Here is an 18,626-nt window from a genome sequence, read left to right as displayed (position 1 = left end):
GTGAGCCCGAGGGCCGCTCAGCCCGGCTGCGCGCGCTTTTCCGCCTCCAGCCGCGCGCAGCGAATCCGGCGCTTCGCACGCGTGAGACGGGAAGTGAGACGCCTGGCGCGCCAGGCGCGGTGTTTCCCGCGCGGCGCGCAATGGCCCCGGAACCCCGTCGCGCGGGCTGCCGCGCCGACATCTGTCTGCGTGAGCGTCACTGGCATGACGCTTGCAGAGTCTGCGGGCAAAAGCGCGGCGCACGGTCTTGTACGGTGCGCCGCCACCAGGAGACACAATCCGTGACGACGCCCGTGACCGTAGGCGTGATCGCGAACCCCGCTTCGGGCCGCGACATCCGCCGTCTCACCACGCATGCATCCGTCTTTCCCACCGCCGAGAAAGCGAACATGGTCGTGCGCCTGCTCGCGGGCCTGGGCGCGCTCGGCGTCGCGCGCGTACTTACGTTGCGCGACAACACCGGCGTGGCCGCGCTGCTGCTGCGCGCTATCGAAACTCATGCCGCCATCGCCGCGCACGAACCCTGGCCCGATGTCGAATTCGTCGATTTGCCGGTAAGCGAGAGCGTCGCCGATACGCATGCCGGCGTCGCTCACATGGTGCGCGAGGCGGTCGCGCTGATCGCCGTGCTGGGCGGCGACGGCACGCATCGCGCGGTGGCGGCCCATTGCGGCGCGACGCCGCTGCTCGCGCTTTCCACCGGCACCAACAACGCGTTTCCCGAGCTGCGCGAAGCGACGGTCGCAGGGCTCGCCGGTGCGCTCGTCGCAACCGGCGCGGTGCCCGCCGGATCGGCTCTCGCGCGCAACAAGCGGCTCGTCGCGCGCTGCGTGGAAGGACCGTCGCGCGGGCGCGAGGAAATCGCGCTCGTCGACATCTGCGTGGCGCGTCAGCCGTTCATCGGGGCGCGCGCGATTTCGGAAAGTTCGGATATCGAATCACTTTTCCTGACCTTCGCGCCGCCCGACGGCATCGGGCTTTCGTCGATCGGCGGGGCATGGGCGCCGGTTGGGCGCGATGCGGCGCACGGCCTGCACATGACCTTCGCGGGGCCGGGCGGGCCGGCAGGCGCGGGCGTGCCGCTGCTCGCGCCGATCGCGCCGGGCCGCGTCGAGCGCCTGACGATGCGCACCTGCCAGCGCCTCGAGGTGGGCGTGGCGCTGCCGCTCGATGCGGGCCACGGGACGCTCGCGTTCGACGGCGAGCGCGAGATCGAGCCGGCGCGCGGCGACCGCTATGAAGTGTCGCTCGACTGGCGGGGCCCGCTGACCGTCGACGTCGCGCGCACGCTGCGTTACGCGGCGTCGCATCAGTTGTTGCGCGAGGCCGCCGCGCGCGTGTAGCGGACGGCTTATGGCTCGCGCAAGCCGCTGCCAGGCGCCGGAGAACAGGGGACGACTCGCGCTGTTCTTTGTGAAAGGGTGGCCGGTGGTTTCGCATTTCAGCAGGAGCAGTGGCATGACTTGCAGCAAGCCTATGCAGCTTCACATACCCAGGAGACAACCATGTCTATTCAGTTGAACAGGGAGCAGCTACTCACCGCGTACCGCTCGATGCGCACGATCCGCGAATTCGAGGAGCGGCTGCACGTCGAGTTCGCGACCGGAGAAATTCCGGGCTTCGTGCACCTGTATGCGGGCGAGGAAGCGTCCGCGGTCGGCACGATGAGCCATTTGAACGACACCGACTACGTCGCCACCACGCACCGCGGCCACGGCCACTGCATCGCGAAGGGCGTGGACGTGCGCGAGATGATGGCCGAGATCTACGGCCGGGCCACCGGCTCGTGCCGCGGCAAGGGTGGCTCGATGCACATCGCCGATCTTTCGAAGGGCATGCTGGGCGCGAACGGCATCGTGGGCGCCGGCGGTCCGCTCACGTGCGGCGCGGCGCTCGCCGCGAAGCAGAAAAAAACGGGCGGTGTGGGCGTGTGCTTCTTCGGCGATGGCGCGTCGAACCAGGGCGTCATCTTCGAGTCGATGAACCTTGCATCGGTCTGGCGCCTGCCGGTGATCTTCGTTGCGGAGAACAACGGCTACGCCGAGGCGACGTCGTCCACGTGGTCGGTCGCGGCCGACAACATCGCCGATCGCGCGAACGGCTTCGGCATGCCGGGCGTGATCGTCGACGGTTTCGACTTCTTCGCTGTGCACGAGGCGCTTGGCGAAGCGATTGCCCGCGCGCGCAGCGGCGGCGGCCCGACGCTCGTGGAGATGAAGCTCTCGCGCTATTTCGGCCACTTCGAGGGCGACGCGCAAACCTATCGGGCGCCGGGAGAAGTGCAGAAGCTGCGCGAGGAAAAGGACTGCCTCAAGCGCTTCGAGGAGCGCGTGGTGCGCGCGGAACTCGCGAGCAGCGACGATTTGCGCAAGGTGGACGCCGAAGTCAAGCAACTGATCGACGACGCGGTGACCCAGGCCAAAACCGCGCCGCTGCCGCCCGCCGAGGCGCTGCTCACCGACGTGTACGTGTCGTATCCCTGAGCGCGGCGCGCCCAGTTCATCAGGATTCCAGATCAAGGAGACGGAAATGGCACGGAAAATCACCTATTCGCAGGCTATCAACGAGGCGCTTGCGCAGGAAATGGGGCGCGACGAGAGCGTGATCGTCATGGGCGAAGACAACGCGGGCGGAGCGGGCGCGCCCGGCGAACAGGACGCATGGGGCGGCGTGCTCGGCGTGACGAAGGGCCTGTACGGCAAGTTTCCGGGGCGCGTGCTCGACACGCCGCTCTCGGAAGGCGGCTTCATCGGCACGGCCGTGGGCGCGGCGGCATGCGGCATGCGGCCGGTGGCGGAGCTGATGTTCATCGATTTCATGGGCGTGTGCTTCGACCAGATCTTCAATCAGGCGGCGAAGTTTCGCTACATGTTCGGCGGCAAGGCGGTCACGCCGGTCGTGATCCGCACGATGTACGGCGCGGGCCTGCGCGCGGCGGCGCAGCATTCGCAGATGCTTACCTCGCTTTTCACGCATGTTCCGGGGCTGAAAGTCGTGTGCCCGGCCACGCCCTACGACGCGAAAGGCCTCATGATCGAAGCGATTCGCGACAATGATCCCGTGATTTTCTGCGAGCACAAGCTGCTCTACACGATGGAGGGCGACGTTCCGGAGGAATCCTATTCGATTCCGTTCGGCGAGGCCAACATCGTGCGTGACGGCGACGACGTCACGATCGTCACTTACGGGCGGATGGTCCACTACGCGCTCGAAGCCGCGCAAAAGCTCGCGAAAGACGGCATCGAAGCGGACGTGATCGATCTGCGCACGACCTCGCCGCTCGACGAGGAAACGATTCTCGAAAGCGCGCGTCGCACGGGCCGCGTCGTGGTCGTGGACGAGGCGAATCCGCGCTGCTCGATCGCCACGGACATCGCCGCGCTCGTCGGGCAGAAAGCGTTCAAGGAACTGCAGGCACCGGTCGGCATGGTCACCGCGCCGCATACGCCGGTGCCGTTCGCGGCATCGCTCGAAGATATCTACATCCCGTCGGCGGACAAGATCGCCGAGGCGGCGCGCGCAGCAAGGAGCTGAAGTCATGCCGATTCACATGATTACGATGCCCAAATGGGGCCTCTCGATGGAGCAGGGCCAGGTGAACGGCTGGCTCAAATCCATCGGCGACAAGGTCGCCAGGGGCGATGAGCTGCTCGACGTCGAGTCCGACAAGATCGCGTCGGGTGTCGAGTGTGCGTTCGAAGGCGTGCTGCGACGGCAGATCGCGAAGGAGGGCGATACGTTGCCGGTGGGTGCGCTGCTGGGCGTGGTCGCCGACGCCGACGCGGCCGAAGCGGACATCGACGCCGCGGTGGCCGGATTTCAGCACGACTTCGTGCCGGCGCAGGCGGGCGACGCCGAAGCGGGGCCGCAGCCCGAAAAGACGCAGATCGCCGGGCGCACGATGCGTCATCTGAAGCAGGGCGAAGGCGAGGGCATACCCGTGGTGCTGATCCACGGCTTCGGCGGCGATCTCAACAACTGGCTCTTCAATCACGCCGATCTCGCGGGCGAACGCGCGGTCTGGGCGCTCGATCTGCCGGGGCACGGCGAGTCGGGCAAGGCTATCGAGAGCGGCAGCCTCGACGAGCTTGCGCAAAGCGTGATCGCTTTTCTCGACGCGCAGAAGATCGACAAGGCGCATCTCGTCGGGCATTCGCTGGGCGGCGCGGTGGCCATGGCCGTGGCCGAGCAGGCGCCCGGGCGCGTGGCTTCGCTCGTGCTGATTGCCAGCGCGGGACTGGGCGAGGAGATCGACGGCGCGTACATCGAGGGCTTCGTCTCGGCCACGAACCGCAATGCGCTCAAGCCGCACGTGACGAAGCTGTTCGCCGATCCCGAGCTGGTCACGCGCCAACTCGTCGAGGACCTCGTCAAGTACAAGCGGCTCGAAGGCGTGCAGGCCGCGCTCGGCAAGATCGCGGGGCAGGCGTTCGAGGGCGGCGCGCAGCGGCGCGTGTTCCGCGAGCGTCTTGCCTTGCTCGCGCCGCGCGCGCTCGTGATCTGGGGCGAGGCGGACCAGATCATCCCGTCGCACCATGCGCAGGGGTTGCCTTCGCAGGTGCGTGTGGAGGTGATCGCGGGCAAGGGGCACATGGTGCAGATGGAAGCCGCGCAGGAGGTCAATCGGCTGCTCAAGGCCTTTTTCGGCGAAGGCGCCTGAGCATGGAGGCCGCCACGTCCCCGACCTCGAGCACGGCGCTCGGCGAACAAGGCTTGCGCAGCCGCGAGAAGCTCGCGCGCATTCCGGTGAAGATCGTGCCGCCTTCCGGGGCGGATGCGGTCTTGCCGAAGCCGCCCTGGCTGCGCGCCCGGCCGCTGATGAGCGAGACCGTGGCGGGCGTGGCGGCCGTGCTGCGCGAGCACAGGCTTCATTCGGTATGCGAAGAAGCGATGTGTCCGAACATCGGAGAATGCTTTGCGCAGCGCACGGCCACCTTCATGATCATGGGCGGGCTATGCACGCGGCGCTGCCCATTCTGCGACGTCGCGCACGGGCGGCCCGCGCCGCTCGACGAGGACGAGCCGTCGCATCTCGCGGCGGCGGTCGCCGCGCTCGGCCTGCGCCACGTGGTGATTACCTCGGTCGATCGCGACGACTTGCGCGACGGCGGCGCAGCGCATTTCGCGCGCTGTATCGCGCGCGTGCGCGAGCGCGTGCCCGGGATCGGCATCGAGGTGCTGACGCCCGATTTTCGCGGCCGCGTCGCGCGTGCGCTCGACGCGCTGTCGCTCGCGTGGCCCGATGTGTTCAACCACAACGTCGAAACCGTGCCTGCGCTTTATCGCGCGGCGCGGCCGGGCGCGGACTATCGCGGATCGCTCGATCTGCTCGCGCGCGCGAAAGCGGCGAACGGTGCGCTCGTCACGAAGTCCGGGCTGATGGTGGGATTGGGCGAAACCGACGCAGCGCTGCTGGCTACGATGCGCGACCTGCGCGAGCATCGCGTAGACGTCCTGACGATCGGGCAATATCTCGCGCCGTCGAGATTTCATCTTCCCGTGAAGCGCTACCTGCCTCCGGACGAATTCGCCGCGTTGCGCACGGCGGGGTTGGCGATGGGATTCCGCGAGGTCGTGGCCGGCCCGCTGGTCCGCTCGTCGTATCACGCGGCGCAGACGGTGGCGTCGGCGCGGCAAGGTGCGATGCCGTGAGCCTTGTTCGCAACCAGCCTCCAGGCATGCCGCGGAGCTACGCGCGTTCGCGCAAATACTGTGTGCTCACACGCGAGAGATAAGCCAGCAGGCCGGCGCCGGCAATCATGAGGCTCGCCAGGTTGGCGAGCCAGAACCCGCGCGCGCCCGTTGCCCAGACGGGCAGCGTGCCAGTCACGTCGAAGCCCAGTGCGTAGCCGCCGCCGAGTCCCACGCCCCAGAGCGCGATCGCATAGATGACGGTCGGCACGACCGCGACCTTGTAGGCGCGCAGTGCGAAGGCCGTCGTGATCTGCAGGGCGTCGAACACGTGATAGAGCGTGACGATGGCCACGAGCGGCATCGCCGCGGCGGCCACGGCGCGGTCCGGCGTATAGCCGGCGATGATGAGCGGTCGCAGCACGAATCCGATCGCGCCATGGCAGCAGGCAATCGCCACGGCCGTCGCCACGCCGTGCCGCGCGAGCGTGCGCGCTTCGGCGCGGCGTTCGCCGCCCAGCGCCTGGGCGACGAGCGTCGAGGTCGCCACGCCGATCGAAAGCGGCGTCATGTAGAGCACGGCGCCGACGTTGCCGGCGATCTGGTGGCCCGCGAGCGTGGTCGTTCCCATGCGCGCGATGAAGATCGCCATGAACGTGTACGAGGTCACCTCGATGAGATACGAGAGCCCCATCGGAATGCCGAGCTTGAGCAGTTCGGCCTGGCGCTTCCACTCGGGCCAGCAGAAGTGTCTGAAGATTTCGAACGGCGCGAACACGTCGACGCGCGTGAACGCGACGGCGGCGCACAAGGCGAGCGCCCAGTTGATCGACGTACTGGCGAGCGCGCACCCCGGGCCGCCGAGCGCCGGCACGCCAAGGCCGCCGAAGATGAGCCAGGTATTGAGCGGCACCTTGAGCACGAGCGCGCCGACTTGCATGAACATGACGAGGCGCGGCCGGCCCACGGCATTGGCGAGCGAGCTGTAGATGCGAAACGCGAGCGCCGCGGGCAGCCCGAACGAGAGCAGACGCAGATAACCGACGGTGCGTTCGCGCAGCGCGTCGGGGGCGTGCGCGAGGTCGAGCAACGGGCCGGGGAAATAGAGGATCGCGAAGCCGATCACCATCAGCACGAGCGCGAGCCAGAACGCCTGGCGCACTTCGAGGCCGATCTCCGTGTCCTTGCGTGCGCCATAGAGCTGCGCCGCGACGGGCTGCAGCGCGCTCAGAATGCCGGTGAGCGCGATATAGACCGAGACGTAGATCGACGAACCGAGGCCGAGCGCCGCGAGGTCAAGCGCCGAATAGCGGCCGACCATCGCCGTGTCGATCACGCCAAACGCGATGATCGCGAGCTGGCCGACCAGCACCGGCCACGCAAGCGCTGCGATGCGCCGCACGTCGCCGAGGAAAGTCGTCGTCACCGCAGCCTCAATCGGGGCGCTTGCGCCAGAGGTGCGGCTTCTTGAGCGGCGTCTTCGGGCGGTCGATGCGCACGTACAGGCGGAAGCGCTCGTCGCGGTCGGCGGCGCGACGGCCTTCCCACACGAGTTTCCACACGTAGTCCGACATCGAGCTCGGCTCGCCGTAGTCCTGGGTGTCCTGGCGCAGGATCACGTCGCAATCCTCGTCGAACGCGAAGTGCATCTTGCCGAAATAGGCGAAGGTGGCGATCTGCGCGTCGCCAAGACGCACCGGCGAAATGCACTGATAGTCGGCGGGCAGGTGCGCGGCGATCTGTTCGGCGACGTCCTTGTACGTCCGGCTGTAGTTGACGACCGGCAGCCAGAGCGTCATGAGCAGCACCCACATGAGCGTGGTGCCGCCGCTGGAGAGGACGACGCTGCGCCAGAGCACCTTCGGGTGGCGCGCCACGCGCCATTGCACGAGGGCCATCCAGCACAGCGTGACGGCCACCGCGCACACGAACGAGAGGATCTTGAACTGCGGCACGAAGCCGGGCGCGAGGCGCGAGAGGTTGCGCGCGAGCGGCGCCGGGAAACCGGTCATGCCCGCGAGCCACACGAGCCACACGAAGGTGCCGAGAATCGTGAAGCTCAGCACGGCGAACCAGTCGATCGCATTGATCGCGCCGCGCTTGAGCGTGGGCAGCGCGAAGGTGGCGAGCACCGAAAGCGCGGGCAGCACGAGCATGAAGAGCCGGTTCGACTCGTGGCTCTGCACGATCACGAGAATGAGCAGCGGCACGATGACCGAGAGCGGAATCGCGATATGCGGCTTGTGGCGCAAGCCCGCCCAGCTCACGAACGCCCAGATCGCGAGCGGCCATGCGGGCCAGGTGAAGAGCGGCAGGTTCTTTGCGGCATAGCGCAGCACGGAGCCCGGCGGCCCGGCGAAGGCGTTGACGTTGGTGCGCGCCCACTGGTTGAGGAACCAGACGGCGTCGTCGGGATACAGGTGCAGCGCCACGAACGGCCACGAGGCCGAGACGGCGAGCGCCACGGGCAGGCCCGCCACGAGGAGCCAGCGCGAACGCGTTTCGGGGGCGATGGCGAGCATCGCCAGCGTGCCGATGAGGAGCGCGCCCACGAGCACCGGACCGCTTGCCAGCATCACGGTGCCGAGCGCGAGGCCCCACCACAGGGCGCCCTGGACCGGCTTGTCGATGGCGCGCACGATGCCGTACAGCAGCATCGCGATCCCGACGAACTGCATGAGCTGCGGCGTGGTCTCGTGTCCGCGCTCGGCGAGGCCGAAGCACGCGAGCAGAACGAGCAGGGCGCCGTCGCCGAGCGTGCGGCCGTAGTCACGCGGCTCGGGCTCGCCGCCGAACGCGTACTTGAACGGCTGCACTTCGGGGCGGCGGCCCAGCAGATAGGCGCTGTACCAGACGAATGCGCACGCGAGACAGAACAGCACGCCGGTGGCGATGCGCGACGCGTTGCTCGCGTCGACCCACGGCGCGAACAGGCGAATGCAGGCGGCGCCGAGCCAGTAGCCGAGCGGGCCGTTTTCGGTCACGTACTTGCCGACGAGGTTCGGCAGCAGCCAGTCGTGCGACGTGCCGCCTGCCATCGTCCACATCACGCCGAAGCCCGCCGCATCCTCGTTCTTCCACGGATCGCGGCCAAAGAGGCCGAACGCGGCGAAGACGATACAGATGGTCAGCAGCAGCCAGCGCGGCAAGGCGCTGGTGGCGGAGGCGGTCAGTCGAATGGCTGGCTTCATGCAGTACGAGGGGAGACGGGTAAGCCCGGCGTGCCGAGGCGGGCGGCACGCGCGAGGTGGCAAGCTGACAGGCAGGGCAGACGGTAAACCTGACCGCCCGCAGTGCAATCCGGCATTCTAGCCGGGCCGGGGACCGCGCGTCACGGCGCGTGCCGTGGGTAACTGCGCAAACGCGTGAAACGAGGCTGCAAGGCGCCGCCTGCGAGCCGCCGGTGCGGCGAAGTGGTGGCGCAGGCAACAAAAAAGGGCAGCCTGGGCTGCCCTTTTCGTGCACTTTCCGTGCGGGACCGGCTGGAAGCCGGTGCGGCGAAGCACTTACTTCGCGGCCTTGCCCGAGGCGCGTGCGCCGAACTTCTTGTTGAACTTCTCGACACGGCCGGCCGTGTCCATGATCTTTTGCGTGCCCGTGTAGAACGGATGCGATTCCGACGACACTTCGATCTTGGCGAGCGGGTAGGTCTTGCCGTTGAACTCGGCGGTTTCGCGCGTCTGGATGGTCGAGCGGGTCACGAATTTGAAGTCGTTCGAAACGTCGATGAACAGGACTTCGCGGTAATCCGGGTGAATGCCTTCTTTCATGGTTATTCCTTAAATCTGGCGGTAGCCAACCCGCGTGCCGTGCTGCCCAATGCAGCACAGGGCGCTTTTACCTAATGCTTTGACAAAAGACGCTTTACAAAAGGCTTTTACAAAACGCATTAGGGCGCGAGCCACTTGCCCAAGGTCGAAAAAACGCGATTATGCCAGATAATCAGCCGGTTGGCGAATTTTTGGGGTCCCTCGCGCAACGGGATTTCAGGCCGTCCGGCCATGCAGCGCGCCCACGCGGGCCGGGTCCTGGCGGTAATAGCGCGCGAGCAGCCGGTAAAGCTCGGGATATTCGGCCTCGAACGCCTGCGGCTTGACGAACAGCGCCTCGCTGCATACCGCAAAGAATTCCGACGGATGTTCGGAGGCATAGGGATCGATCAACGAATCGCGCTCGAAGCGCGCCCAGCGGCGCTCCGGCACCGCATCCACCTTGTCGCAGAACTGGTCGTAGGCGTTGTCGAACACGTCGGCCCAAGCCTGCGCGTCGAGCGGCGCGTGCCAGCGCCGAAAAAGGGGCGGATGGCCGTCAGCCTCTCCGTTGAGCATGTCGATCTTGTGCGCGAACTCGTGAATCACGACGTTGTAGGCGTCGCTGCCGTCGGTCATCTGCGCGTCTTCCCACGACAGGATCACGGGGCCGCCTTCCCAAGCCTCGCCGCTCGCGTCGTGCTCGACTTCGTGCACCACGCCGTCCTCGTCTTCCACCGTCTTGCGGATCACGAATTCCCCCGGGTAGACGACCACGCCAACCCAGCCCTTGTAGAGATCGAGCGAGAGATTGAGCACGGGCAGCGACGCCTGCGCGGCGATCGCCACTGTCATCGGATCGGTCAGCTCCAGCTCGTGCGCCGTCGAGAATTCTTTCTGCGCGATGAAGAGGCTCGTCAGCTCGCGCAGACGCACGAGATCGGCGGCGTCGAGATGCGTGAGAAACGGCAGGCCGGTGAGCGTGGCCTGCCAGAGCGCGTCGTCGATCGCATGGGTGCGCAGCGCTTTTTCGCGGCGGCGCGCGTCGAACCAGTGGGAGAGTTTCGAAAGCATCGCTTCGGTGCGTTTTCCTGTGCGTCCGGGTGTCGTTCAGTCGATCTGCTTTTGCCACGCGGCGAAGATCCCGCCGCACATGGGCCGCGCCGATCAGAAAGTAGAACCCGTCGGGCGAACTCAGAAAGCTCGCTTGCTGCGCGACCATGCGGCTCGTTTGCGCGAGCGCGGAGCCGCGCGCTTCGCCCGTCGGGCGGCCCATGAACTCGAACGCTCGGGGCAGTGCGGCGTACACGTTCCCGAAGACCGGATCGGACGGATTCACGGACTCGGCGAGGCGCGTCTGGTGCAGCGCGAGCGGTGCTGCTCGACGATGATAACCGTGGCCGTGGCGAACGATATCGTCAACTGCCGGACGATGTTTTTCAAGCGGTAACCGTGCGCGAACTCTTCGATCGCGAAGATGCAGAACGTGAGCGCGCATCGAGGGTTTCGATCTGCCGTTCCAGTGCGTCGGCGATTTGCTGGAGCGATTCCTGGAAATAGCGCCGGTGGCCTTCGCCAAACTGATCGAGCGGCCGCTTGAGTATTTCGGTGATGCCGCGCGGCGAAAGTCCGACGTGAACCTTCACGTACAAGTTGTGGCGTGCGACGACAAGGTGCCGAAAAAGAAAAACGCCCGCGTTTTCGCGGGCGTTCTAGCGTTGCATCGAACGGGCGGCGGGCTTAGCCGCCGCGGCGCATCATCTCGAAGAACTCGGAATTGCTCTTCGTCTGGCGGATCTTGTCGAGCAGGAATTCCATGGCCTCGACCTCGTCCATGTCGTGGATGAACTTGCGCAGCACCCAGATCTTCTGGAGGATGTCGGGCTTGATGAGCAGCTCTTCGCGGCGCGTGCCCGACTTGTTCAGGTTGATCGACGGGTAGACGCGCTTTTCCGCGAGACGGCGCTCGAGGTGCACTTCCATGTTGCCGGTGCCCTTGAACTCTTCGTAGATCACGTCGTCCATGCGGCTGCCGGTTTCGATCAGCGCCGTGCCGATGATCGTGAGCGAGCCGCCTTCCTCGATGTTGCGCGCCGCGCCGAAGAAGCGCTTCGGACGCTGCAGCGCATTGGCGTCGACGCCGCCCGTCAGCACCTTGCCCGACGCCGGCACAACCGTGTTGTAGGCGCGCGCGAGACGCGTGATCGAGTCGAGCAGGATCACGACGTCGTGCTTCATTTCGACGAGGCGCTTGGCCTTCTCGATCACCATTTCAGCCACTTGCACGTGACGCGCGGCCGGTTCGTCGAAGGTCGAGGCGATCACTTCGCCCGCCACCGAGCGCTGCATTTCGGTCACTTCTTCGGGGCGCTCGTCGATCAGCAGCACGAACAGCACGACGTCCGGGTGGTTCTGCTTGATCGCGTGCGCGATGTGCTGAAGCATCACGGTCTTGCCCGACTTCGGCGAAGCGACCAGCAGGCCGCGCTGACCCTTGCCGATGGGCGCGATCATGTCGATGATGCGGCCCGTCACGTTCTCCTCGCCGCGCATTTCGCGCTCGAGCAGCAGCACCTTGTTCGGGTGCAGCGGCGTGAGATTCTCGAACATGATCTTGTGCTTCGAGGCCTCGGGCGGCTGGCCGTTGACCTTGTCCACCTTCACGAGCGCGAAGTAGCGTTCGCCGTCCTTCGGCGTGCGCACTTCGCCTTCGATCGTGTCGCCGGTGTGCAGATTGAAGCGGCGGATCTGCGAGGGGCTGATGTAGATGTCGTCCGTGCTCGCGAGATAGGAGGTCTCGGGGGAGCGCAGGAAGCCGAAGCCGTCCGGGAGCACTTCGAGCGTGCCGTCCCCGAAGATCGTTTCGCCCGTCTTGGCGCGCTTTTTGAGAATCGCGAACATGAGTTCCTGCTTGCGCAGGCGGTTCGCATTTTCGATCTCGAGGCCATTGGCCATCTCGATCAATTCGGACACGTGCAGAGACTTGAGCTCGGAAAGATGCATACGGAGAACCCGTCGGGGAGGAGTGCGACGAAAAGAAGTCTGGGGGAAGAAGCGAGCGGAACCGCTCAAGGACTTTATAAGGGCGCCGGTAGACGCTTTATGAATTCTAGCATAGCACACGCCAGAAACCGTCTGTGCAGACCGACAGCAAGTTTTGGCGTGTTTTTCAGGATGCGTGTTGTCATGCGACAACACGCACGTTCGCGTACGCCTTCCCGCGCCAGACCGTGGCGGGCCTGAGGTGGGAGGCGGGCGTGGGAGTCGGGAGTTACAGGTGGCTGTCCAGGAACGCAGTGAGCTGCGACTTGGAGAGTGCGCCGACCTTCTGCGCGGCGACGGCGCCGTTCTTGAAGAGGATGAGCGTGGGGATGCCGCGCACGCCGAACTTCACCGGAGTCGACTGGTGTTCGTCGACATTGATCTTCGCGACCTGCAGGCGATCGCCATAATCCTTCGCGACTTCATCGAGAATCGGCGCGATCATCTTGCACGGGCCGCACCACTCGGCCCAGAAGTCCAGCAGCACGGGCTTGTCGGATTTCACGACGTCCTGTTCGAACGATGCGTCGCTGATATGCTTGATTTGTTCGCTCATTGTATGAATACCTCTTTCGATTCGAGGCTGACTAAATTGCTCGCCACGATACACCAAAACTGAAAATTCATCCGGGGCCGCCTGGGCGGCGGACCGAACCCGCATTGCACGTCCGCATCACACGCTTTTGGGTGCAAACCACGCGGCTCAGCCAATTGCCGACGCCAGTGTAGCCTAAATCCCTATGCGCTGCCGACGGTGATAGTACTCATGCAGCAAGCAGGGTTTCCGTCTCGCAGGCCACAATCGGCGGGGTATTCCGGCTGCTGCGCGAGCGCGTCGCAATGACGGCCGTGTGCGCCAGCAATCGCACCCGCATGCTATCTGGTGACGTCGCCGGCCGTTGCAAGAGGGGCGCATAACGGCACGCGCCAAGAGCTTCGCGCGCTTTTTCGCACCGCAGCAGTCGCATTGCGGCGCGACCGATGTTAGAATGCAACGTGACGGGCCTCCTCGCATGGAGGGGCGGTCAACCTGGTCAGGTCGGGAACGAAGCAGCCACAGCCGTTTTCCGCCAGTGCCGAGGGTCGGGCTCGTCACCTTCCTTTTTCTCTTCCGGTTTTTTCCCATACATACGACGTTGACGCCGCGCCGGTACGCCACGGCATCCGCTCGTCACGTGCTCATTACCGTGATTTCGCCGGTCGCAAGCGTTCGCCATCCCGGTTTCGCCGCTGTCGCGAGGCGGGTGTCCCGCGCCTTTCGATTCATCTGGACGCGCGGGCGTTGCTGATACAATTTCCGGATGACCTACCAAGTTCTCGCACGCAAGTGGCGACCGAAGAATTTCGCTTCGCTCGTCGGACAGGAGCACGTGGTGCGCGCGCTCACGCATGCACTCGACGGCGGCCGCCTGCATCACGCGTATCTCTTCACGGGCACGCGCGGCGTGGGCAAGACGACGCTGTCGCGGATCTTCGCCAAGGCGCTCAACTGCGAGACCGGCGTGACGTCGAAGCCCTGCGGCGTGTGCCGCGCGTGCCGGGAAATCGACGAAGGTCGCTTCGTCGATTATGTCGAGATGGATGCGGCGAGCAACCGCGGCGTCGATGAAATGGCCGCGCTGCTCGAGCGCGCGGTCTATGCGCCGGTGGATGCGCGCTTCAAGGTCTATATGATCGACGAAGTGCACATGCTCACGAACCACGCTTTCAACGCGATGCTGAAGACGCTGGAAGAGCCGCCGCCGCACGTGAAGTTCATCCTTGCCACGACCGATCCGCAGAAGATTCCGGTTACGGTGCTCTCGCGCTGTCTGCAGTTCAATCTGAAGCAGATGCCGGCGGGCAATATCGTCGAGCATCTCACACACATTCTCGGCGAGGAGAAGGTCGAGTTCGAGCCACAGGCGCTGCGCCTGCTCGCGCGCGCCGCCGACGGCTCGATGCGCGACGCGCTCTCGCTCACCGATCAGGCCATCGCCTATTCGGCCAACCAGGTCACCGAAGAAGCGGTGCGCGGCATGCTCGGCGCGCTCGACCAGAGCTATCTGATTCGCCTGATCGATGCGCTCGTGGCCGGCGACGGCGCGGGTGTGCTTGCCATCGCCGACGAAATGGCGCTGCGCAGCCTGTCGTTCTCCACGGCGCTGCAAGACCTCGCGAGCCTGTTCCACCGCATCGGCTGGGCGCAGTTCGCGCCTTCGTCGGTGCTCGACGAGTGGCCGGAAGCCGACGACATCCGGCGGTTTGCCGAGGCGCTCAGTCCGGAGCAGGTTCAGCTCTACTATCAGATCGCGACTCTCGGCCGCAGCGAGCTTGGCCTTGCCCCCGACGAGTACGCGGGCTTCACGATGACGCTCTTGCGCATGCTGGCGTTCGAGCCTTCCGCGAGCGCGGGTAGCGCAGGCAGCGCGCCGGCTTCGAAGCCGGCTACGGCTGGCGCGGGCGGGCGCGCGGCGGTTCCGGCGGTTGCGTCGGCGCGCGGCGCGGCGCCTGCCGCTGCGCAGGCGGCCGTGCAGAAGCCGGAAGCGGCCGTGCCGCCGCGTGCGCAAAGCGTGGTCGATGTCAAACCGGCAGTGCAAGCCGAGGCGCTCAAGGCGGATGTTGACCAAACGCTCGCGACGCCGGTCGCAAACGCGATGGCTGGCGAAGCGCGTGGTGAAGCGCGCGTCGTGCCGCCATGGGAAGACGAGGGCGAGTCGGCTCCCGGTGTGAGTCCGGCGCCGGAAGCCGCGCCTGATCTCGCAATGGAGTCCGCTCCCGCTGAAGAGCCGCAACCCGTTCAAGGCGCGACCGCAGCACGGGCGCCGCAACCCGAATCGCGTGAAGAACCCGTCTCGGCGACCTCCGCACGCGGCGGGGCAAGCGCGGCGCTCGACGTCCTGCGCAGCAAGGGCATGCGCGTCACCGCGAGCCGCGGCGCGGCAGCCCCGGCGCCCGCGCCGAAAGCCTCGCCGCGCGCGGAAGTGAAGGTGCCGCCGCCCGATGCGGCCCGCCGCGCCGCCGCCCAGGAAGCCCAGGCGCGCCAGCCGGCCCGTAACGCAGGCGCGCAGCAGGACGCCTGCGGCGCGCCGCCGTGGGACGACATCCCGCCCGACGACTACGTGCCGCTCGGCGCCGACGATGCGTACTTCGCGCCGCCGGACGACGGTTTCGTGCCCGCCTGCGACAGCGAACCGTCGCCCCCGCGTGCTGCCACGCCGGCGCCGGCCGTGGTCGACGTGAGCAGGCTGCCGCCTGGCATTGCGCTCGACCCCATCGGGTTTGCGGGCGACTGGCCGGCGCTTGCCGCGACGCTCTCGCTCAAGGGCATCGCGTACCAGCTCGCCTTCAACAGCGAACTGACGGCGCTCGAAGGCACGCTGCTCAAGCTGAGCGTGCCGGTGCCGCAGTACGCGGAGGCCTCGCAGGTCGCGAAGCTCAAGACGGCGCTCGCCGGGCGTCTCGGCAAGACAGTGGAGGTGAGCGTGGAAGTCGGTCCGGCGCGCCGCACGGCGGCTGCGCTCGACGCGGCCGAGCGCGCCCAGCGCCAACGCGAGGCCGAGCGCGAGATCGGCGCCGACCCCTTCGTGCAGCAACTGATTCGCGACTTCGGCGCGAGTATCGTGCCGGGTTCGATCCGGCCGGTCGCGCCGGAAGCCGCATCGGGCGGCGGTCAGGCCGCCCACTGATTTTGCGTCGCGCGGCGCCTGGCGTCGTGCGCATTCGGACGCAAATGATTCGAACGACTACGATCCAGAAGGAGCAGTGACTATGTTGAAAGGCCAACTCGCCGGGCTCATGAAGCAGGCTCAGCAGATGCAGGAAAACATGAAGAAGATGCAGGAGCAGCTTGCCCAGATCGAAGTCGAGGGTCAGGCTGGCGCCGGTCTTGTCAAGGTCACGATGACCTGTCGCAACGACGTGCGCCGCGTATCGATCGATCCGAGCCTGCTCGCCGACGACAAGGAGATGCTCGAAGACCTCGTGGCCGCGGCGTTCAACGACGCGGTGCGCAAGGCTGAAGCCACGTCGCAGGAAAAGATGGGCGGCATGACCGCCGGCCTGCCGATTCCGCCGGGCTTCAAGTTGCCGTTCTAAGCTGCGGCATGGGCGCCGCGCGTGCTTCAGGCGTGCCGGCGCCCGCGCGCCTTGCCGACACCCTCGCATGGTTGGCGAGGCGCTGGCGTCAAGGCGCCAGAAGCAGTATGCAGCAGTCAGCAAGAAGCCGAATCCGCTTCAAACCCAGGTGCGCATCCCGCGCTGAATCCGCATGAAACAACCTTCCGCTCTCGCCGCTCTCGTCGAGGCGCTGCGCGTGCTGCCCGGCGTCGGGCCGAAGTCGGCGCAACGCATGGCCTATCACCTGATGCAGCACGACCGCGAAGGCGCCGAAAAGCTCGGCGGCGCGCTCCTGTTCGCGACCGAGAACCTGAAGCATTGCGAGAAGTGCAATACCTTCACCGAAGCCAAGGTATGCGAAACCTGTCTGGATGAGGAACGCGATGCGACGCTCCTGTGCGTCGTCGAAACGCCGGCCGACCAGATCATGCTCGAACAGACGATGACCTATCGCGGGCTGTATTTCGTGCTGATGGGGCATTTGAGCCCGCTCGACGGCATCGGCCCGAAGGAGATCCACTTCGACCGGCTCGTAAAGCGAGCCTCCGACGGCGTCGTCAAGGAAGTGGTGCTCGCAACCAACTTCACGAACGAGGGCGAGGCGACGGCTCATTATCTGGGCCAGACGCTGAAGGCACGCGGTCTCGCCGTCACACGCCTTGCGCGCGGCGTGCCGGTGGGCGGCGAGCTCGAATACGTCGACGCGGGGACCATCGCGCGCGCCATGCTCGACAGGCGCTCGATGTAGCGTCGTCTCGCATGCCTCGATAGCGGCGCGCGCAGTGCGCCGCCGCATGCCGAACAGAACGAAAGGAGACACCATGAGCGCAGCAGCCGCTTCCCCCGATTCGCAATCGAGCGCGACCCCGGCCAAAGGCGCGGGCCCGCTCGCGGGCGTGAAAGTCCTCGAACTCGGCACGCTGATCGCCGGCCCGTTCGCGGCGCGCTTTCTCGGCGAATTCGGCGCCGAAGTCATCAAGATCGAGGATCCCAAGGGTGGCGACCCTCTGCGCAAATGGCGCAAGCTCTATCCCGAAGCGGGCGGCACGTCGCTCTGGTGGGCCGTGCAGGCGCGCAACAAGAAGTCCGTCACGGTCAATCTCAAGGCCGAAGAGGGCAAGGAGATCGTGCGGCGGCTCGCGAAGGAAGCCGATATCGTCATCGAGAACTTCCGGCCCGGTCTGCTCGAAAAGCTCGGGCTCGGCTACGACGTGCTCTCGAAGGACAATCCCGGCCTCGTGATGGTGCGGCTCTCGGGCTACGGCCAGAGCGGCCCGTATCGCGACCGTCCGGGCTTTGGCGCGATCGCCGAATCGATGGGCGGCCTGCGCCACATCACCGGCTATCCCGACCTGCCGCCGCCGCGCATCGGCATTTCGATCGGCGACTCGATCGCCGCGCTGCACGGCGTGATCGGCGCGATGATGGCGCTCCATCACCGCAACATGAACGGCGGCAGCGGGCAGATCGTCGACGTGGCGCTTTACGAGGCCGTGTTCAACATGATGGAGAGCGTGGTGCCCGAGTACGGCGTGTACGGCATGGTGCGCGAGCGCACCGGCGCGTCGTTGCCGGGCATCGTGCCGTCGAATACCTATCCGTGCCGCGACGGCAGCATCGTGATCGGCGGCAACAGCGACCCGATCTTCAGGCGCCTCATGACGGCAATCGGCCGCGCGGATCTCGCCAACGACCCCGATCTCGCGCACAACGACGGCCGCGTGCCGCGCACGGCGGAGATCGACGGCGCGATCGCGGCGTGGCTCTCCATACGTACCATCGACGAGGCGCTCGGCGTGCTCAACGCCGCCGACGTGCCCGTGGGCCGCATCTACAGCGTGGCCGACATGTTCGCGGATCCGCAGTTCGCGGCGCGCCAGATGATCCAGCGGTTCCGCTGGCAGGCGCCGGGCGGCAAGGACGGCGAGGGCGTTGACGTCGCGCTGCCCGCGGTCACGCCCAAGCTTTCGGCCACCCCCGGCGACACGCGCTGGCTCGGCCCCGCCCTGGGTGAACATACCGATGAAGTCCTTCAGGCGCTGGGTTATGATGCAGACCACATCGCACGGTTGCGCGAGCAACAAATCGTCTGAGGCGCTTCGCCCC

At 66.5% G+C, this 18,626-nt stretch carries 15 protein-coding genes, 1 other RNA gene and 1 pseudogene; 10 read left to right on the top strand and 7 right to left on the bottom strand.

The window, feature by feature from the left end:
- The first annotated feature begins 281 nt into the window (after positions 1 to 281).
- The 5 genes from BLU17_RS08860 (at position 282) to lipA (ending at position 5,652) form a co-directional block, all read left to right on the top strand.
- Complete coding sequence (locus BLU17_RS08860; protein WP_091996359.1) at positions 282 to 1,343, top strand: ATP-NAD kinase family protein; 1,062 nt, start codon at positions 282 to 284, stop codon at positions 1,341 to 1,343.
- Positions 1,344 to 1,505: 162 nt separating this feature from the next.
- Positions 1,506 to 2,483: a thiamine pyrophosphate-dependent dehydrogenase E1 component subunit alpha gene (locus tag BLU17_RS08855; protein WP_091996358.1), complete on the top strand. Its 978-nt coding sequence runs from the start codon at positions 1,506 to 1,508 to the stop codon at positions 2,481 to 2,483.
- A 46-nt stretch (positions 2,484 to 2,529) separates the two neighbouring features.
- Complete coding sequence (locus BLU17_RS08850) at positions 2,530 to 3,534, top strand: alpha-ketoacid dehydrogenase subunit beta (RefSeq protein ID WP_091996357.1); 1,005 nt, start codon at positions 2,530 to 2,532, stop codon at positions 3,532 to 3,534.
- 4 nt (positions 3,535 to 3,538) lie between these two features.
- Complete coding sequence (locus BLU17_RS08845) at positions 3,539 to 4,660, top strand: acetoin dehydrogenase dihydrolipoyllysine-residue acetyltransferase subunit (RefSeq protein ID WP_091996356.1); 1,122 nt, start codon at positions 3,539 to 3,541, stop codon at positions 4,658 to 4,660.
- A gap of 2 nt (positions 4,661 to 4,662) precedes the next feature.
- On the top strand, positions 4,663 to 5,652 hold the full coding sequence (gene lipA, locus BLU17_RS08840; protein ID WP_091996355.1) for a lipoyl synthase: 990 nt from the start codon (positions 4,663 to 4,665) through the stop codon (positions 5,650 to 5,652).
- 37 nt (positions 5,653 to 5,689) lie between these two features.
- Here lipA and BLU17_RS08835 read toward each other — a convergent pair whose 3' ends face one another.
- From BLU17_RS08835 to trxA, 7 genes and pseudogenes are all read right to left on the bottom strand, one after another.
- A complete protein-coding gene (locus BLU17_RS08835; protein ID WP_091996354.1) occupies positions 5,690 to 7,057 on the bottom strand; it encodes an MATE family efflux transporter in 1,368 nt (455 codons plus the stop codon).
- 7 nt (positions 7,058 to 7,064) lie between these two features.
- Entirely contained in the window at positions 7,065 to 8,822 is a 1,758-nt protein-coding gene (locus BLU17_RS08830; RefSeq protein ID WP_091996353.1) for an ArnT family glycosyltransferase, read from the bottom strand.
- Between the two features lie 315 nt (positions 8,823 to 9,137).
- Entirely contained in the window at positions 9,138 to 9,401 is a 264-nt protein-coding gene (locus tag BLU17_RS08825) for a type B 50S ribosomal protein L31 (RefSeq protein WP_035526223.1), read from the bottom strand.
- 216 nt (positions 9,402 to 9,617) lie between these two features.
- Positions 9,618 to 10,454, bottom strand: coding sequence for a M90 family metallopeptidase (locus BLU17_RS08820; RefSeq protein WP_091996352.1), 837 nt, complete (start codon positions 10,452 to 10,454; stop codon positions 9,618 to 9,620).
- Between the two features lie 36 nt (positions 10,455 to 10,490).
- A pseudogene (locus BLU17_RS33700) lies at positions 10,491 to 10,883 on the bottom strand (MFS transporter); the annotation flags it as partial.
- 237 nt (positions 10,884 to 11,120) lie between these two features.
- Positions 11,121 to 12,383: a transcription termination factor Rho gene (gene rho, locus BLU17_RS08805; protein ID WP_091996350.1), complete on the bottom strand. Its 1,263-nt coding sequence runs from the start codon at positions 12,381 to 12,383 to the stop codon at positions 11,121 to 11,123.
- A 268-nt stretch (positions 12,384 to 12,651) separates the two neighbouring features.
- Positions 12,652 to 12,978, bottom strand: a complete 327-nt coding sequence (trxA, locus tag BLU17_RS08800; protein WP_027818380.1) for a thioredoxin TrxA — start codon at positions 12,976 to 12,978, stop codon at positions 12,652 to 12,654.
- Positions 12,979 to 13,420: 442 nt separating this feature from the next.
- Between trxA and ffs the strand changes: the two genes are divergently transcribed.
- The 5 genes from ffs to BLU17_RS08775 all read left to right on the top strand — a co-directional run bounded on the left by ffs (position 13,421) and on the right by BLU17_RS08775 (position 18,613).
- Positions 13,421 to 13,519, top strand: an RNA gene (ffs, locus tag BLU17_RS08795) — signal recognition particle sRNA small type.
- A gap of 204 nt (positions 13,520 to 13,723) precedes the next feature.
- Entirely contained in the window at positions 13,724 to 16,090 is a 2,367-nt protein-coding gene (locus BLU17_RS08790) for a DNA polymerase III subunit gamma/tau (protein ID WP_091996349.1), read from the top strand.
- 82 nt (positions 16,091 to 16,172) lie between these two features.
- The gene (locus tag BLU17_RS08785) at positions 16,173 to 16,499 is read left to right on the top strand and encodes a YbaB/EbfC family nucleoid-associated protein (protein WP_091996348.1); all 327 of its coding nucleotides are present in this window, start codon (positions 16,173 to 16,175) and stop codon (positions 16,497 to 16,499) included.
- Positions 16,500 to 16,671: 172 nt separating this feature from the next.
- Positions 16,672 to 17,268, top strand: a complete 597-nt coding sequence (gene recR / locus BLU17_RS08780) for a recombination mediator RecR (protein ID WP_091996347.1) — start codon at positions 16,672 to 16,674, stop codon at positions 17,266 to 17,268.
- A gap of 73 nt (positions 17,269 to 17,341) precedes the next feature.
- Positions 17,342 to 18,613 carry a CaiB/BaiF CoA transferase family protein gene (locus BLU17_RS08775; protein ID WP_091996346.1) on the top strand — a complete coding sequence of 424 codons (1,272 nt, stop codon included), beginning with the start codon at positions 17,342 to 17,344 and terminating at the stop codon, positions 18,611 to 18,613.
- Positions 18,614 to 18,626: the final 13 nt, after the last annotated feature.

The organism is Paraburkholderia lycopersici (genome assembly GCF_900096975.1).
In the GTDB taxonomy this organism is placed as follows: domain Bacteria; phylum Pseudomonadota; class Gammaproteobacteria; order Burkholderiales; family Burkholderiaceae; genus Paraburkholderia; species Paraburkholderia lycopersici.
Note: the sequence above shows the minus strand (reverse complement) of the source record. Positions and strands in the feature narration are given on the sequence as shown.

Coding starts and splice junctions, on each gene's coding strand:
- BLU17_RS08855 (WP_091996358.1), top strand. CDS start 1,506: ATGTCTATTCAGTTGAACAGGGAGCAGCTACTCACCGCGTACCGCTCG.
- BLU17_RS08850 (WP_091996357.1), top strand. CDS start 2,530: ATGGCACGGAAAATCACCTATTCGCAGGCTATCAACGAGGCGCTTGCG.
- BLU17_RS08845 (WP_091996356.1), top strand. CDS start 3,539: ATGCCGATTCACATGATTACGATGCCCAAATGGGGCCTCTCGATGGAG.
- lipA (WP_091996355.1), top strand. CDS start 4,663: ATGGAGGCCGCCACGTCCCCGACCTCGAGCACGGCGCTCGGCGAACAA.
- BLU17_RS08830 (WP_091996353.1), bottom strand. CDS start 8,822: ATGAAGCCAGCCATTCGACTGACCGCCTCCGCCACCAGCGCCTTGCCG.
- BLU17_RS08825 (WP_035526223.1), bottom strand. CDS start 9,401: ATGAAAGAAGGCATTCACCCGGATTACCGCGAAGTCCTGTTCATCGAC.
- BLU17_RS08820 (WP_091996352.1), bottom strand. CDS start 10,454: ATGCTTTCGAAACTCTCCCACTGGTTCGACGCGCGCCGCCGCGAAAAA.
- rho (WP_091996350.1), bottom strand. CDS start 12,383: ATGCATCTTTCCGAGCTCAAGTCTCTGCACGTGTCCGAATTGATCGAG.
- trxA (WP_027818380.1), bottom strand. CDS start 12,978: ATGAGCGAACAAATCAAGCATATCAGCGACGCATCGTTCGAACAGGAC.
- BLU17_RS08790 (WP_091996349.1), top strand. CDS start 13,724: ATGACCTACCAAGTTCTCGCACGCAAGTGGCGACCGAAGAATTTCGCT.
- BLU17_RS08785 (WP_091996348.1), top strand. CDS start 16,173: ATGTTGAAAGGCCAACTCGCCGGGCTCATGAAGCAGGCTCAGCAGATG.
- recR (WP_091996347.1), top strand. CDS start 16,672: ATGAAACAACCTTCCGCTCTCGCCGCTCTCGTCGAGGCGCTGCGCGTG.
- BLU17_RS08775 (WP_091996346.1), top strand. CDS start 17,342: ATGAGCGCAGCAGCCGCTTCCCCCGATTCGCAATCGAGCGCGACCCCG.